Annotated in this window: 15 protein-coding genes; 5 read left to right on the top strand and 10 right to left on the bottom strand. The window is 58.4% G+C overall.

Features of this window, described 5'->3' with window-relative positions; translation table 11 throughout:
* Positions 1 to 108 precede the first annotated feature (108 nt).
* Both mtnK and mtnA read left to right on the top strand, forming a co-directional pair.
* Entirely contained in the window at positions 109 to 1311 is a 1203-nt protein-coding gene (gene mtnK / locus H7C18_RS21435) for an S-methyl-5-thioribose kinase (RefSeq protein ID WP_185131149.1), read from the top strand.
* A 24-nt stretch (positions 1312 to 1335) separates the two neighbouring features.
* Positions 1336 to 2412: an S-methyl-5-thioribose-1-phosphate isomerase gene (gene mtnA / locus H7C18_RS21430; protein WP_185131148.1), complete on the top strand. Its 1077-nt coding sequence runs from the start codon at positions 1336 to 1338 to the stop codon at positions 2410 to 2412.
* A 23-nt stretch (positions 2413 to 2435) separates the two neighbouring features.
* Here the strand turns inward: mtnA and H7C18_RS21425 are convergent, their stop codons facing one another.
* Complete coding sequence (locus H7C18_RS21425) at positions 2436 to 2756, bottom strand: YunC family protein (protein WP_185131147.1); 321 nt, start codon at positions 2754 to 2756, stop codon at positions 2436 to 2438.
* Positions 2757 to 3032: 276 nt separating this feature from the next.
* Here H7C18_RS21425 and H7C18_RS21420 point away from each other — a divergent pair, with 276 nt between their 5' ends.
* Complete coding sequence (locus H7C18_RS21420; protein ID WP_185131146.1) at positions 3033 to 3455, top strand: hypothetical protein; 423 nt, start codon at positions 3033 to 3035, stop codon at positions 3453 to 3455.
* Positions 3456 to 3552: 97 nt separating this feature from the next.
* Here H7C18_RS21420 and H7C18_RS21415 read toward each other — a convergent pair whose 3' ends face one another.
* The 3 genes from H7C18_RS21415 to H7C18_RS21405 form a co-directional block, all read right to left on the bottom strand.
* Complete coding sequence (locus tag H7C18_RS21415; RefSeq protein WP_337913864.1) at positions 3553 to 5247, bottom strand: putative bifunctional diguanylate cyclase/phosphodiesterase; 1695 nt, start codon at positions 5245 to 5247, stop codon at positions 3553 to 3555.
* 141 nt (positions 5248 to 5388) lie between these two features.
* The gene (locus H7C18_RS21410) at positions 5389 to 5766 is read right to left on the bottom strand and encodes a DUF423 domain-containing protein (protein WP_185131144.1); all 378 of its coding nucleotides are present in this window, start codon (positions 5764 to 5766) and stop codon (positions 5389 to 5391) included.
* A 191-nt stretch (positions 5767 to 5957) separates the two neighbouring features.
* Positions 5958 to 6806, bottom strand: a complete 849-nt coding sequence (locus tag H7C18_RS21405; protein ID WP_185131143.1) for a MurR/RpiR family transcriptional regulator — start codon at positions 6804 to 6806, stop codon at positions 5958 to 5960.
* Positions 6807 to 7041: 235 nt separating this feature from the next.
* Between H7C18_RS21405 and yhbH the strand changes: the two genes are divergently transcribed.
* Entirely contained in the window at positions 7042 to 8190 is a 1149-nt protein-coding gene (yhbH, locus tag H7C18_RS21400; protein WP_185131142.1) for a sporulation protein YhbH, read from the top strand.
* 886 nt (positions 8191 to 9076) lie between these two features.
* Here the strand turns inward: yhbH and H7C18_RS21395 are convergent.
* The 6 genes from H7C18_RS21395 to H7C18_RS21370 form a co-directional block, all read right to left on the bottom strand.
* A complete protein-coding gene (locus H7C18_RS21395; RefSeq protein ID WP_185131141.1) occupies positions 9077 to 9490 on the bottom strand; it encodes a hypothetical protein in 414 nt (137 codons plus the stop codon).
* A 191-nt stretch (positions 9491 to 9681) separates the two neighbouring features.
* Positions 9682 to 9861: a hypothetical protein gene (locus H7C18_RS21390; RefSeq protein WP_185131140.1), complete on the bottom strand. Its 180-nt coding sequence runs from the start codon at positions 9859 to 9861 to the stop codon at positions 9682 to 9684.
* A 167-nt stretch (positions 9862 to 10028) separates the two neighbouring features.
* Entirely contained in the window at positions 10029 to 10454 is a 426-nt protein-coding gene (locus H7C18_RS21385; RefSeq protein WP_185131139.1) for an enolase C-terminal domain-like protein, read from the bottom strand.
* 221 nt (positions 10455 to 10675) lie between these two features.
* Positions 10676 to 11368 carry an LrgB family protein gene (locus H7C18_RS21380; RefSeq protein ID WP_185131138.1) on the bottom strand — a complete coding sequence of 231 codons (693 nt, stop codon included), beginning with the start codon at positions 11366 to 11368 and terminating at the stop codon, positions 10676 to 10678.
* A complete protein-coding gene (locus H7C18_RS21375; RefSeq protein ID WP_185131137.1) occupies positions 11361 to 11720 on the bottom strand; it encodes a CidA/LrgA family protein in 360 nt (119 codons plus the stop codon). The genes H7C18_RS21380 and H7C18_RS21375 overlap by 8 nt, the downstream gene beginning before the upstream one ends.
* A 51-nt stretch (positions 11721 to 11771) precedes the next feature.
* The gene (locus tag H7C18_RS21370; protein WP_238357862.1) at positions 11772 to 13952 is read right to left on the bottom strand and encodes a malate synthase G; all 2181 of its coding nucleotides are present in this window, start codon (positions 13950 to 13952) and stop codon (positions 11772 to 11774) included.
* A gap of 333 nt (positions 13953 to 14285) precedes the next feature.
* On the opposite strand from H7C18_RS21370, the gene H7C18_RS21365 reads away from it, so the two are divergent.
* Positions 14286 to 15035 carry an IclR family transcriptional regulator gene (locus H7C18_RS21365; RefSeq protein ID WP_185131135.1) on the top strand — a complete coding sequence of 250 codons (750 nt, stop codon included), beginning with the start codon at positions 14286 to 14288 and terminating at the stop codon, positions 15033 to 15035.
* The last annotated feature ends 134 nt before the right edge of the window (positions 15036 to 15169 follow it).

The following is a 15169-nucleotide window of genomic DNA, read 5'->3' as shown; positions in this document are numbered from 1 at the left end:
CCGGCTACGGCTTTCAACGGCGGCCCGGTTGCTATATACTGTTCCAAGACAACACCTGCCAAGCAAGGCCGAACCCATTCATTTCATCCTACCGGAGGTAATCGAAATATGAGCTCCTACCACCCGCTCAGCGAAGCGGAAGCGATCGAGATCGCCCGCTCGATCCGGGAAGTGTTCCCCACCGGCGAAGAGCTTGTCTCTCGCGAGATCGGGGACGGCAATCTGAATCTTGTCTTCCACATCGCCCAGCCGGCGACGGGCCGCAGCTTGATCGTCAAACAGGCTCTGCCGTACGCGAAGGTCGTCGGCGAGTCTTGGCCGCTGTCGCTTGACCGCGCCCGGATTGAAAGCGAAGCGCTTATCAAGCAAGGAGAGCTGGCCCCGGGCCTGGCCCCGCGCGTTTACAAAGCCGATCATGAACTGGCGCTCACCGTCATGGAGGACTTGAGCGATCACGTCATTATGCGCCGCGGCCTGATCGAAGGCGGCCATTATCCGAAGTTCGCCGGGCATATCTCCGAGTTTCTGGCGCGGACGCTGTTTTTCACGTCCGATCTGGGCATGAACCAGCAGGATAAGAAAAGGCTCGTCCAATCGTACATCAATCCGGATCTGTGCAAAATTACGGAGGACCTGATCTTCGACCATCCGTATTACGACGCGGAAACGAACAATATCGAGGACTCGATCCGCGACGCGGCCGAAGCGATCTGGCGCGACGAGGCGCTGCTGTTCGAAGTGGCTCATCTTCGCGAGAAGTTCCTGACGCGCGCCCAAGCGCTGCTGCATGGGGATCTGCATACCGGCAGCATCTTCGTGACGCCGGAATCGACCAAGGTGATCGACCCCGAATTCGCCTATTTCGGCCCGATGGGCTTCGATGTCGGCGCCGTGATCGGCAACCTGCTGCTGAATTTCGCGGGGCAGGAGCATTGGAGCGCGGACGACGTCTCCCGCCGGGACCGTCGCAGCGAGCTGCTGGCGACGATCCGCGACGTGTGGACGCTGTTCGAGGGCAAGTTCCGCCGGCTGTGGGACGAGCATGGCGTCGACCGGGTCGCCCGGGCGGCGGGATACCAGGACGACTATATGCTTCGCCTTCTGCGGGACACGATCGGATTCGCCGGAGCGAAGACCGTCCGCCGCGTCTACGGCCTGGCGCATGTCGCCGATCTCGATACGATCCCCGATGCCGCGGCCCGCGAGCGCGCGCAGCGTCTGGCGCTGGCGATCGGCACCGGCCTCATCCGGCGGAACCGGCAAGCGGAATCGATCGAAGATGTCATCCTCATCGCCGAAGGAGCACTTTAAATAAGGAAAAAAGGAGTCTTCGCCATGAACGAACATACGACTTCGGCCGCCGCCAATGTACTGCAGCCCGTGCAGTGGGCGGACGGCGCGGTCAAGCTGCTCGACCAGCGGCTGCTGCCGGAAGAGACCGTCTATCTGACGCTGACGACGCCCCAGGACGTCTGGGAAGCGATTCGCGAGCTGAAGGTGCGCGGCGCTCCCGCCATCGGCATCGCGGCCGCCTACGGCGTCGTGCTCGGCGTCCGGAACTACGCCGGCGACGCTGCCGGCATGGCGGTCGAGGTGCGGCGCCACGCCGAGCATCTCGCCACCTCGCGGCCGACGGCGGTCAACTTGTTCTGGGCGCTCGACCGCATGAAGGCGAAAGCGCAGGCGCTAGCCGACGCGGGGACCGTATCCGCCGAAGCGCTGCGCGAGCTGCTCGCGGAAGCGCAGCGGATTCAGGCCGAGGACGAGGAGACGAACCGCCGGATCGGAGAGAACGCCCTGACGCTGTTCGCCGACGGAATGGGCGTGCTGACGCATTGCAACGCGGGAGGCTTGGCCACTTCCAAATACGGCACCGCCCTCGCGCCGTTCTATCTGGCCTTGGAGCAAGGCATCCGGCTGAAGGTGTTCGCGGACGAGACGCGTCCCGTTCTTCAGGGCGCCCGGCTTACCGCTTTCGAGCTTCACCAGGCCGGCGTGGACGTCACGCTCATCACCGATAACATGGCGGCGCACGTCATGTCCAAGGGCTGGATTCAGGCCGTCATCGTCGGCACCGACCGGGTTGCCGCGAACGGCGACGTAGCGAACAAGATCGGCACGTACGGCGTCGCCGTGCTGGCCAAAGCCCATAACATCCCGTTCTACGTCGCTTGTCCGCTCTCGACGATCGACCTGTCGACGAAGAGCGGCGCCGACATCCCGATCGAGGAACGGCACCCGGACGAGGTCGTCAGAGGGTTCGGCCGCCGCACCGCTCCGGAAGGAGTGGCCGTCTACAATCCGGCCTTCGACGTCACGCCGAACCATCTGGTGACCGCGATCATTACGGAGAAGGGCATCGTCCGGGCGCCTTACGAAGCCGGCCTGCGCCGCTTGTTCGAAGCCGAGTAAGGCCGGAATCGTAAAAAAGCTTCTTAGCCGGATCGGGCGGCGGCGGCCATCGCGGCCAATGCGCGGCGGCCGGACATCCCCGGCTCGATGCCGAGCTCGCGCGCCGTATCGGTGACGGATTCCAGCGGGGCGTCCAGCAGCTGCTCGAACGTTCGGACGCCGACCGCCCGGCCGGCGATAATCCGGCGGTCTTTGAGCCGATCGTTCAGCAATTGCACGTCCAGGGCGCCGCACATGATGTAGCCGTCCCCGATCGTGACGGCCAGCAGCGTCGTTCCCGGCAGGAGCACTTCCGCGCCGAGCGCCGTTCCTCCTTCGATCTCGATGGGAACAAGTCGAATCATACGTTCCACCTCCCGAGCCGCGAACGGCTTTTTTGCAGATGGGGGAATAGGAAGAACCGGGCTCCTCCTATCGAAAAGAAATCGAACTCGCGGCTGCGATGCAGCATCTTGTTTCTGATTCCTTTGACTCATTTTATGCGCGAACCCGGACCATTCGTCCCGCCAAAAAGCCGGGCGAATGACCAAAAAGAACTATGTCGTTCGCCCGAAACATGCTATATTGATGACAAGGTATGTCCAGGCGTACCTCATGTTTGACGGAGGCATCAACGGACTATGAAAACGAACAAAACTTCCGAAGACGATTCCTTCCTGTTTCAGGTCGAAATTCTCGTCCATGCTCCCACCAACGGGGTGGCGATGGAACGGCTGCTGCATGCGCTGAACGCCGGAGAATTCGCCGACTTTCGCATTCAATCCGGCATTCAGCTGGGAGCCAGAATCGAACAGGAATTGTCTCAGACGCCGCTTCCCGAGCCTCCGCCTGCGGATGATTTGGATTCTCGAATCCGCGGCTACATTAATTCGAACAAGCTGATTCGGGTGAACGTCAACAGGGGCAAAGGAGTCAAGATGAGCATGCCATGCCGGGTCGTCAATTACGATCCGGACAAAGAGCTGCTCACTCTCTACCACGTGGACGAGAAGAGGGTGTACTCCATCCGGTTGAACGAGGTGGACGATTTCGTCGACGGATAGCAACGACGGCCGGCCGGGGCCGAGATCCGCGACTTCCCCCGGACGCAGCAAAGCCGCAGGCTCCCGAAGAGCTTGCGGCTTTGCTGCGTTTTTCGTGTCAGAACGCGGACGCTTCTCCGGGCTCCGCCATCAGTTCGGCGATCCGATGGCCGGGGACCGGAGGGCTGCCGTAATAGCCTTGCATTTCGTCGCATCCCCGGTTCCGCAAGAAGCTGACCTGCTCGATCGTCTCGACGCCTTCGGCGATCACGTCCATTTGCAGATTATGCGCCATGTCGATGATCGCCGAGACGATCGCCGCATTGTTCGAATTGCCTACGATATCCTGAACGAACGAGCGGTCGATCTTCAGGCAGCCGATCGGGAAGTGGCGCAAGTAATGGAAAGAGCTGTACCCGGTGCCGAAATCGTCGATGCTGATCCCGACCCCCAGCTCCCGCACTTCTTTTAGAAAGAGAGAGGCCCGATCCAGATCCATCGTGATGCTCTCCGTAATTTCCAGCTCCAAATATTGCGGATCAAGGCTGGTCTGCTTCAGGACGGAAGCGATCTTGCCGATCAAATTCCGCTGCGTGAACTGACGGAACGACAGATTGACGGAGACCGGAATCGGAGCCATTCCGGCCTCCTGCCATTCCTTGTTCTGGCGGCAAGCTTCCTGAAGCACCCAGTCTCCCAACGGAACGATAATGCCGCTCTCTTCGGCGGCCGGGATGAATTCCCCGGGCGGTACAAGCCCCCGAACCGGATGGTTCCATCGGACCAGCGCCTCCAGCCCGACGATCCGCCCGCTTTCCAGATCGTATTGAGGCTGGTAATGCAGCAGAAATTCATGATTCTGCAGCGCGTTCATCATCTCGTGCTGCAGCGTCAGCTTGTGTAAGGCGTCGTGTTCGACATCGTCCGTATAGAAGGAATAGTCGTTCCTTCCGTTCTCTTTCGCCCTGTACAGGGCGGTATCGGCCTTCTTGAGCAGCGCCGACGCGTCTTCATCCGTCCCTCCCCCGATCATGACTCCGATGCTAACCGAAACATGGAGCGGAACGCCGCCGAGCTCGAACGGATTATCGAACAGCCGGATCAGTTCCTCCAGCCGATCGCCCGCGTCCTGAATGTCCCGAACGGCCAGCATCCCCGCGAACTCGTCCCCTTCCATGCGGGCAAGCGAATCCGGCTCATGGAAAAACCGGGTAAGCCGTTCCGCGATCTGAAGCAGTAAAATATCGCCGGCGTCTCTCCCGAACGACGCGTTCACCAGCTTGAATCGATCCACGTCAAGATAGCAGACGGCGAGCCGGCAGTCGTCCCCGCCTATTCGATCCAGCCGATCTTCAAGACATTGAGTGAAATGGCGTCGATTCGGCAATCCCGTCATATCGTCGTAATAAGCCATGTAGTGGATTCGGTCCAGCGAACGTTTATGGTCGCTGACGTCGTTCATGAAGATGACCACGCCGATGGTCTCTTCGTCCTTGACGAGCGGAGCCGTGAACACGTTCAGATTGACCGTCTGCCCCGACTTGCCCACGACGCGGATCGATTGCGTGCACTTCTCGCCGGCTATCGTTCGCCGGTACGTCTGAACGGCGTCGTCGTAGGAGTCTTCGTCCAGCCAATCGGCGAATCGCCCTCCCAGCATCTCCTCGCCGTGATAGCCGAAAATGTCGTAGGGATCCCGGTTCAAATCCCGAATCAACCCATGATGGTCAAGAACGGCAATCGTGACCGGACTGTTGTAGATCGAATTCAGCAGTTCGAGTTGGATTGACGATTTGTCGAACCATCCGCTCACTTTGTCGACGTCCTTCCTCCCTGACGGTAGACTTTGGCAAATGTTCTCTGCTCTCATTATAAAACATTGCCCTGCCGCCTGAACAGAGATTTCCGGTCGCGGACTCGCCGGCCTGCAATCGGGAGGGCGAAGCCCCGGCGTCTATCGCTTTGCCCCGCGGACGGAGAGCGCCAGGCAGAACCAGCCGGCCAGGAAGGCAACGCCCCCGATCGGCGTAATCGGCCCGAACGCGTCGATTCCCGTCATCGCCAGCGCGTACAGGCTTCCCGAGAACAGCACGACGCCGATCGTGAGCAGCCTCGCGGACCACAGAACGAGCTTGCCGTTGCCGAGCCGGTCGGACAGCAGCGCGACGAGAAGCACGCCGAGTCCGTGGTACATCTGGTAGCGGACGCCGGTCTCGAACACGGACAGGTCATCCTCCGAAAGGTGGTCTTTAAGCGAATGGGCTCCGAACGCCCCGAAGGCGACCGCCAGCAGCGCGATGATCGCGCCGATCGATACGTAATTTTTAAACACCGTGTTTCCTCCTCCATGCAACCGTTATCGTATGCCGCAACCGTTATCGTCAGCCAAAGGCTGATGGGTCGGTTGTCGTGTCGCATGATCGCTTGTTTCCATCATACCCCATTCGATGCGGAAGCGGCCATGAACGATTTGGGACATTTCGCGGACTGTAGCCGCGGCGGAAGAAAAATCCCTTTTCGAACTTACTCTAACCGATCGCCACGATCGGAACAGATGGCTTCCAGCCTTTGCAAGCGGCGAGTTCCTTCCTCTTTCCCCTGCAGGCTGACGCCGATGACCATCAGGTTCAGCAGGCTGATGACGGAGGCGATCGAATCGAGGCCGGTCTCGTCCCGGTTCTTGCGGGTAAGCAGCGTAAAATCCGCGATTCGCCCGATCGGCGACAGCGGGCTGTCGGTAACCGCCACCAGCGTTGCTCCCGCCTTCTTTGCGCCTTCGGCGAACCGCTGCGTCGCTCTCGCATAGCGCGGAAAAGAAATCGCGATCGCGGCCGACCGCCCCGTCAGATCGAGCAGCGCGCGATACTTATCCCCGTCCGGCGGCACCGACAGGACCCGCTCCCGCCAGCAGCCAAGCGTCATCGCCAGCCAATCCGCGGCGGCCCCCGCCGTTCGCGTGCCGATGACCGCGATCTGGTCCGCCTCTGCGATCCGCTTCGCGACTTGCATCAGCAGCCCGGGATCGAGTTCGTTTTTCATCTGCCGCAAAATGTCCATCTCTCGCTCGATCGAACGCTCGAAGGGGCTGCCGTCGCTCGCTCCTTCTTCGTCCGGATTCCCCCTCCGCCGCCCCGAGAGAAGAATCTGGTCCCTGATTCGGCTTTGCATATCCGAATAGCCGCGGAAGCCCAAGGTGCCGGACAGCCGAATGATTGTCGTCTCGCTGACGCCCGCTTCCCGGCTGATCGCGGCCAGCGTTCCGTAGCTGCTAGCCTCCAGATTGTTCATCAAGTGGTCCGCCGCCTTCTTCTGACCGGGCGACAGCTCGTCGTATTTCCTCCGGAGGATCTCTTCAAAGGGAAGGAACGTCATGGCAAGCGCCTCCGCCGCATAGAATTAAATAATTCATATTCGATTTTTTAGGAATCATTCGCTCCTCCGCATCGCGAACCCGCGCCGCTCTCAAGCTTTCCGCGATTTTGCGAACGATTGAGGCCGAATTTTCGACACTTGTCCCGACATCACTCTTCTGCCGTTTGAATATTCTGTTAACACTCCCCTTTTTCACAAGAGCCGAGACAACCCTGCTTACGGAGGTGCTTATAGAATGAGTGAACCTTTGTTTATCGTGTCGAAGGACGATTGGTCGCTTCATCGCAAAGGATACCAGGATCAGTCCCGGCATCAGCAGAAGGTTCGCGAAGCGATCAAGCAGAACTTGCCCGATCTGCTGTCGGAGGAGAACATCATTCTGTCCGACGGCAGGCAAATCATCAAGATTCCGATTCGCAGCCTGGACGAATACCGGTTCGTCTACAACCATAACAAGAGCAAGCATGTCGGCCAGGGCAGCGGGGACAGCCAAGTCGGCGACGTACTTGGAACCGATCCGGCCAGCGGCCCCGGCAAAGGGGAGGGCGGCGCCGGCGATCAGCCGGGGGAGGACGTCGTCGAAGCCGAGATCTCGATCGAGGAACTGGAAAGCCTGCTGTTCGAAGAATTGGAGCTTCCTTATCTGAAGCGCAAGGACAAGGAAGAGATCGAGGTGAAGGACGTCCGCTTCAACGACGTGCGGCGCAAGGGCATCATGTCCAACATCGACAAGAAGCGGACCATTCTGGAGAATCTGCGGCGGAACTCCCGGGACGGACATCCCGGAATCGCCGGCATCTCGCCGGACGACTTGCGTTTCAAGACATGGGAGGATATCGTGAAGCCCCAGAACAACGCCGTCATCATCGCCATGATGGATACGTCGGGTTCGATGGGAAGCTTCGAGAAATATTGCGCGCGCTCCTTCTTCTTCTGGATGACGAGATTTCTCAGACGCCAGTATGAAAAGGTGGAGATCGTCTTTATCGCGCATCATACGGAAGCGAAGGAAGTGACCGAGGAAGAATTCTTCACGCGCGGGGAAAGCGGCGGCACCATTTGTTCGTCCGCCTACATCAAAGCCCTGGAGATCATGGACAGCCGCTTTCCGTCCAGCAGCTACAACATTTACCCGTTCCACTTCTCCGACGGCGACAACCTGACGAGCGACAACGAGCGCTGCGTCCGTCTCATCCACGAGATCATGCAGCGCGCCAATATTTTCGGATACGGGGAAGTGAACCAGTACAACCGCAGCAGCACGCTGATGTCGGCCTACAAGCATCTGGACCATCCGCAGTTCCTCTACTACGTCATCAAGGAGAAAAACGAGATTTACCACGCGCTGAAGACGTTCTTCCGCAAGCGCGAGGCGGTGGGGTAATCCGAAGCCGGAGACTGAAAACGGCGGTGCGGGGCTTATCCCGCATCGCCGCTTTTTACTTGCGCAGCCGATAGCTAGTCGCTCAACCGGAGGGAGACCTGTCTACCGTATGCAAAAAGTCGTTCCTGCTTCACAGGTGCAACTGATCTCGGTTCGAACATTACAATTAACGCTGTCGTCAAATACATATACATTGGCCATCCTGAAACGCTCGAGAGAGACATCTGGGCGTGGCTTAAAGGGCCGACCTATACGCTCGAATATAACTTTTTGACACGCCAAAACGAATTGCGGTACCGCTGCTTGTTCCACCTTATCATTCCTCCAGACGATCCAACAAAAAAAACTTCACGCTATTTGCTCATGAACCCGTCGTAGAACGCATCACAGATGCGCCGAAAAATGACTACCCCAGCATATCTCTGGATCTGCCGTTCCTTCCCGAAAAAACGACGGTCACTTTTGTGACGCGTTTAAGCACAGAACGAGTGAGAATTGCGTCCAGGGAAGGCCATCTCAAGATCCACAACTTGGATGATCTTTCTAATCCACTAGCCGAGCAACCCTTCACCTTAAATGAAAATAATTACTCCAATTTAAAGCTTGAGATTCCTTTATTGCCTGTTGGCTGCCGCATGCGTGCCGAAATTTACTGGCACGATAATGAACTGGAGAACATCTTAATTGACTTGACCCATACCAGTCGTTTGTGAGTTAACCGCAGGTGATCGCAGCACCAGTCATCGTCCCGAAAAGTTTCAAACCCGCACAGAGAGACAGGAGTAAAAGCCCCGCAAGCAACGATTCTGTTGTACTGTCCTTCCTTCTCCTCTTTCTCTTGGCCATAGCAGACAAATTTCTCTTTTTTATAAAATTGGTTTACGTTTCAATCAGAGCTGTCTCCGCTATCTGAGCTGTCAGAACCCCCATCGTCATAGCTGTCTCCGCCTTCCGAGTCGTCGTATGAATCGAAACTCTCCGAAGTATCATCCCAATTGTTTTCGCTAAATTCTTCATTGCCCTGCCCATCTGCATCAACCTCTAATACCCCGCTCATGACCTCGGTAATTACAACCTCTTGTACAATACTCTCATTAGATCCTAAGTAAACATCGCCAGTCCGACTACCAACGATCCGGGATGAAGTGCTGGAATACGAGTGGTGAGAGGAATTACGAATAGGTCTCGCTTGGTTTCTGCGCGACGAGGTATTGCCTTTTCCTTTAAGAAGCTTTTGAAGTACGGAGAGTCCTACAAGAATAAGGACAAAATAAAAAAAGTATTTCATATTTTCGCTCATGATAAGCCCAGCCCTTCATCGCCCACTAATTTCAATAATTTCCATGGGTGCTTCTGTATCTTTCATCGGCTCAAAGCCGCGTTATATTCAGCCTAATTTCACATTTCTCGGATAAGGGGGATCGTTTATTAAAAAAAGCCCGCGGGCTACGCGGACTTGATTCGGAATACGTCTCTCTATGAAATACCAAGTCAGGCGGTCTGTGTCGGTTTCTTGCGTATCGTTCTGAGCTCGAAAGCTTCTTTGGGAATGCCCAGTTCGCGAGCCTTTGTCTTTTTCATCGTCATGGCCTGCTGCAGGCTGGTCGCTTTAAATTCGATTATGGTGCCGGATGGGGCCTCAAACGCATAATAGTTTTTTTTATTCGACATTGCATTAGCGCCTCCGCATCTTATTCTTGAATACAAGTATTAAACCATTATGTCCGCGCAACCAACTTGTATTCTTTATTTCACGACGGTCAGCAGACTGTTCATTTTCTCCTCGTCCGGTTCGATGCCGAGACCCGGACCGTCGGGCACGCGGATTCGCCCTTGGCTTACATTGAATTCCGTCCGCAGCATCTGTCCGCGCAAATTGTTTTTCTCGATTCATTGTAGCTGTTGCACTCCGGCGTGCTGGCCGCCAGATGCAGGGCGGCCGCGAAGCCGATGCCGCGGGTCGTATTGTGCGGCACGTAATGGATGCCGAACGCCCGGCATAGCGTGGCGGCCCGTTTCGCGCTCAGCAGCCCGCCGCATTTGATCGGATCGGCCGCATACAGGTGACAGGCGCCGCGGGCGATGAAATCGCCGTGTAAAATAAGATCCTTATCGAAATGAGAATTATCCAGGGAATCTTGAACGATTTTGCTGGTGACTAATCGGTAGGAATCGAGTTCAAGCGCCTGAAGAATTTTTTCTACTCGGTCTTGGGAGAACATCAGCGAAGAATCCGCTTCGTCCTCGATCTGATTAAGGGTCATTCGTTCCGTATAACGATAGTATACGGTGCCAATTAATATAATCGGTATACACACGGAAAAGCAGCCTAATGCCATGATACGGACCAAATATTTTCGGATGAGACGACATTGACCGGCTGTCCGGCGGCAAACGCCGCCACGTTGTCCTCTACGATCCGCAGCAGGCGAGTGCCGGCGGCGGCAGCGATCGTAACTTTGCTTTATGCATGCTCCGGCCCGCGCTACATCCACCCGTTCAGCGGCACCGTCAGCATGCTGACGACGACGCCCGTCAGACTCATGGCCAACCCGCTGATGCCGGCCTGCGTCTCGGACTCGCGCACGAGTCGGCCGGTGCCGATGCCGTGCGCGGCCGTGCCGACTGCGGCTCCAATCGCCGTGTCGCTCCTTAGGCGCAGCAGCTTCAGCATCGCGGGACCGAACATGCTGCCGATAAGACCCGTCAGCACGGTGAACACGCCGGCCAGCTGCGGATTGCCGCCCAGTCCGCCGGCAATCTCGATCGCGATCGCCGATGTCGACGACTTCGGCAGCATCGTCAGCAGCAGTTCCCGCGATCCGCCGAGCAGCCATACGACAAGCGCGGACGAAGCGAGCCCCGCAGCCGAGCCGCAGACGACGCCGACAGCTACCGCCCTTAGATGGCGGCGCATCGTCAGAACGGCTTTGTAGAGCAGCACCGCCAGCGCAACGGTCGTCGGCCCGAGAAAAAAGGTAATGATATCCCCGCCCTGACGATACTGCTCGTAAGGGATATGCGTCAGCAGCAGGAACGCGATCATCAGGCCGGTCGCGACGAACAGCGGATGCAGCCGCCGCCAACGCCGGTGCAGACGCAAAGCCAGCGCATAGGCGCCGACGGTCAGCGCCGCGCCGAACATCGGCTCGCCCGCAAACGCCCGCAGCTCATCCATGGTCCCCTTCCTCCTCTACGGAGCCGGCGGCCAGCTTGCCCGTGACCCAACCGGTCACGATCATGACCAGCGCCGTGCTGACGAACAGATTGACGACGATCGGCAGCCACTGCGCCCCGATGTCGCCGAAATAAGAGATGACGCCCACAATCGTCGGAGCGAAAAAAAGCATCATATGCTTCAGCAAATATTGCGCCGACTGCTCCAGCCAGGCGAGCTTGACCCACCCCGCCAGCAGCGAGGCGGCCAGCAGCATCATGCCGATCACGTTGCCGGGCAGCGGCACGTGCAGCAGCTTGTTCCCGGCAATGCCGATCAGATTGTACAGCATCAGAATGGCCATTCCCCGCATAGCTCCATCTCCCCGCTATCTCTCAGTCGGGCGGACGAATGGCTACCCGTCTCACGCCCGCTGGGCCTCCCGGGCCTTGAACTCGAGGCGGCGGCGGTGCAGGATCGGCTCGGTATAGCCGTTCGGCTGGCTCGCTCCCGCGAAGACCAGCTCGCAAGCGGCCTGGAATGCCACGGAATCGTCGAAGCCGGGCGCCATCGGCCGATACGCCGGGTCTCCCGCATTCTGCCGATCCACCACCGCGGCCATCCGCTTCATCGTCTCCCTCACCTGCTCCTCGGTGCAGACGCCATGCCTCAGCCAGTTGGCGATATGCTGGCTCGAGATGCGAAGCGTCGCCCGGTCCTCCATCAGCCCGACATTCCGGATGTCAGGCACCTTGGAACAGCCGATGCCTTGCTCGACCCAGCGAACGACATAGCCCAGAATGCCCTGCGCGTTGTTGTCCAGCTCCTGCTGAATCTCCTCCGGGCTCCACTCGGGATGGCGCTCCACCGGAATGTTAAGCAGATCGTCAAGCCAGTCGGCGGCGGGCGCTTCCTTCAGCCGATTCTGCGTTTCGCGCACATCGACCTGATGGTAATGCAGCGCATGCAGCGTCGCCGCCGTCGGCGATGGCACCCATGCGGTGTCGGCACCGGCTTGCGGATGGGCGATCTTCTGCTGCAGCATCTCGTTCATCCGGTCCGGCATCGCCCACATGCCTTTGCCGATCTGGGCGCGGTCCTGCATCCCGCAGCGCAGCCCCGTGGATACGTTCGCCTGCTCATAGCTTTGCAGCCAGCGGGACGACTTCATATCGTTCTTGCGAATCATCGGTCCCGCTTCCAACGACGTATGAATCTCGTCCCCGGTCCGGTCCAGAAATCCGGTGTTGATGAACACGATCCGGTGCCTCACCTCGCGGATGCACGCCTTCAGATTGATCGATGTGCGGCGTTCCTCGTCCATGAGACCGATCTTCAGCGTATGCCGCTCCATGCCAAGCATGTCTTCCACCCGGTCGAACAGCTCGTTCGCGAACGCGACTTCCTTCGGGCCGTGCATCTTCGGTTTGACGATATACACCGACCCCTTCCGCGAATGGACGAACCGGCCATTGTTCAGAAGCGCATGTTTGGCGATAACGCTCGTCACGGCCGCGTCCAGAATGCCCTCCGGCACTTCCCGGCCGTCTTTGTCCAGCACGGCGCATGTCGTCATCAAATGTCCGACGTTGCGGATGAACAGGAGCGAGCGCCCCGGCAGGGTGAAAGGTTCCCCTTGTGGCGATAGGTAGCTCCGGTCGGGATTCAGCGTCCGCGTCAGCGCACGGCCGTCCTTCTCGAACGAGGCGGTCAGATCTCCCTTCATCAAGCCGAGCCAATGGCCGTACACCTGCATTTTGTCCTCGGCGTCGACGGCCGCGACGGAATCTTCGCAGTCCATAATGGTCGTGAGCGCCGACTCCAGCACGATATCCTTGATGCCGGCCGGATCCGTCCGTCCGATGGGGTGGCTGCGATCCATCTGAATCTCCGCGTGCAGGCCGTGATGACGAAGCAGCACCGCCGCGGGCGCTTCTTCAGAGCCCTGATGGCCGGCGAACTGTTCGGGCCGCTTCAGCCCGGTCTTCGTCCCGTCGGTCAAGCCGACGAGCAGGCGGCCGGCGGAGGCGGCATAGGCGACCGCATCCCGATGAGAGCCTTCAAGAAGCGGGAACGAATCGTCAAGGAAACGCTTCGCGAACGCGATAACCTTCTCGCCGCGGACCGGATTGTACTCCTTCGTCCGCTGCGCCCCATTCTCCTCGATTACCGCGTCCGTTCCGTAAAGCGCGTCGTACAGGCTGCCCCACCGCGCGTTTGCGGCGTTCAAGGCATACCGCGCGTTGTTTACCGGCACGACCAGCTGCGGACCCGCCAGCAGCGCGACCTCGTCGTCCACATTGTCCGTCGTGGCCGTGAAATCGCCGGCATCAGGCTCCAGATAGCCGATTTCGTGCAAGAACGACTTATACGCCGCCAAGTCGAAGCCGCCTTTGCGATTCCGGTGCCAATCGTCGATCAGACGCTGTAGACGATCCCGTTCGGCGAGCAGTTCCCGATTCTTGGGAGCCAGATCGTGTACGAGAGCGTCGAAGCCGGACCAGAACCGCTCCGTCGTCACTTCGCTTCCGGGAAGCGCTTTTGCATTCACAAACTCATAAAGCTCCGCAGCCACCTGCAGGCGATTCACTTGGACATAACGCAATCGCTTCTCCTCCTTCGGCATTTCCGCGGGCGAACCCGTTCTTCTTCCGTTTGTTCATTATAATGAACAACGTTCTTGATATTGCAATTTGAGTGTACACCTCCTGCCCCGGATGGTCAATACTCGGCGACAGCCTCTCGATCCGCTGTTTACTTGCCTTGTCGCTCCATTTGACGACGCTTTAGGCCGATGGTAGCATCGGAATGTAGTTCATAATGCCAAACGCGCGGGTCCCATTTATCCTAGCCGCGGCCCGGCAAGGCCATAAATGTTTTTTAAGAGAATACCCGCACCGTACGATTTCAACCGAAAAACCGAAAGGATGGATCCCCTTTGGACCAAAAGTACAGCGTCCCCGCCCTGGACCGCGCGCATGCCGTTTTGACGGTACTTACCGATGAACCGAATCGCTGGAAGCTGTCCGATCTGGCCAAGAAACTGAATATCAGCAAAAGCACTCTCTATTCCCTGCTGCAGACAATGGAGCGGCTGCAGTGGATCACCCGGGACCGCAACGAAACCTATGCCGTCGGCTCCGCCCTCGGCCGGTTCGGCAGCGGGTTCTTCCGCCAATACGATCTGGTCGAAGAATTCCGCCGGCTGGCCGAACCGGTCATGAACCGGCTTCAGGAATCGATTCAGCTGGCCGTGCTTGAGGGCGCCGACACGCTGTATTTGGCGAAAGTCGAGGCTCCGAGTCCCGTCCAGATGGTGTCCGGACCGGGCGTCCGCTTCCCCGCTCACGCCACCGGCCTCGGCAAGTCGCTGTTGTCGGGCATGGACGAAGCAAAGCTGCGCCGTCTGTTCCCCGAGGAGACGCTGCCCAAAATCACCGTGCACACGATCGGCTCGCGCGAAGCTCTCTTCGAAGAGCTGAAAAAGGTACGGCTGCAAGGCTACTCCACCGACATCCAGGAAGGCATCATGGGATTCTGTTGCGTCGCCGCTCCCGTTCGCGACGCTACCGGCTCCGCCGCCGCGGCGGTCAGCTGCTCCATGCCGGTTCATCACTGGGAAGGCAAGCGGGACGCGGCGCTCAAGGAAATAAACGAACTGGCGGCGCGTCTCTCTCCCGGCGATTAATGCAGGGAAGGCGTCTGCCATAGCCGACATGATCAGCTCGACATCTCCCCATTGACAAATCTATGGAAATGTAAGAGGATGTGTTTGTGCAATATACAATACATCGTTCATTATAATGAACATCATGGGAGATG

The organism is Cohnella zeiphila, assembly GCF_014212055.1.
Classification (GTDB): Bacteria; Bacillota; Bacilli; order Paenibacillales; family Paenibacillaceae; genus Cohnella; species Cohnella zeiphila.
This window is presented reverse-complemented; position numbering and strand designations above follow the sequence as displayed.

Bases quoted from the DNA above. Each gene is read 5' to 3' on its own strand.
- H7C18_RS21405 (WP_185131143.1), bottom strand. From the start codon at position 6,806: ATGACGTTCCTTCCCTTTGAAGAGATCCTCCGGAGGAAATACGACGAG.
- mtnA (WP_185131148.1), top strand. From the start codon at position 1,336: ATGAACGAACATACGACTTCGGCCGCCGCCAATGTACTGCAGCCCGTG.
- mtnK (WP_185131149.1), top strand. From the start codon at position 109: ATGAGCTCCTACCACCCGCTCAGCGAAGCGGAAGCGATCGAGATCGCC.
- H7C18_RS21395 (WP_185131141.1), bottom strand. From the start codon at position 9,490: ATGAGCGAAAATATGAAATACTTTTTTTATTTTGTCCTTATTCTTGTA.
- yhbH (WP_185131142.1), top strand. From the start codon at position 7,042: ATGAGTGAACCTTTGTTTATCGTGTCGAAGGACGATTGGTCGCTTCAT.
- H7C18_RS21420 (WP_185131146.1), top strand. From the start codon at position 3,033: ATGAAAACGAACAAAACTTCCGAAGACGATTCCTTCCTGTTTCAGGTC.
- H7C18_RS21425 (WP_185131147.1), bottom strand. From the start codon at position 2,756: ATGATTCGACTTGTTCCCATCGAGATCGAAGGAGGAACGGCGCTCGGC.
- H7C18_RS21390 (WP_185131140.1), bottom strand. From the start codon at position 9,861: ATGTCGAATAAAAAAAACTATTATGCGTTTGAGGCCCCATCCGGCACC.
- H7C18_RS21385 (WP_185131139.1), bottom strand. From the start codon at position 10,454: ATGACCCTTAATCAGATCGAGGACGAAGCGGATTCTTCGCTGATGTTC.
- H7C18_RS21380 (WP_185131138.1), bottom strand. From the start codon at position 11,368: ATGGATGAGCTGCGGGCGTTTGCGGGCGAGCCGATGTTCGGCGCGGCG.
- H7C18_RS21375 (WP_185131137.1), bottom strand. From the start codon at position 11,720: ATGCGGGGAATGGCCATTCTGATGCTGTACAATCTGATCGGCATTGCC.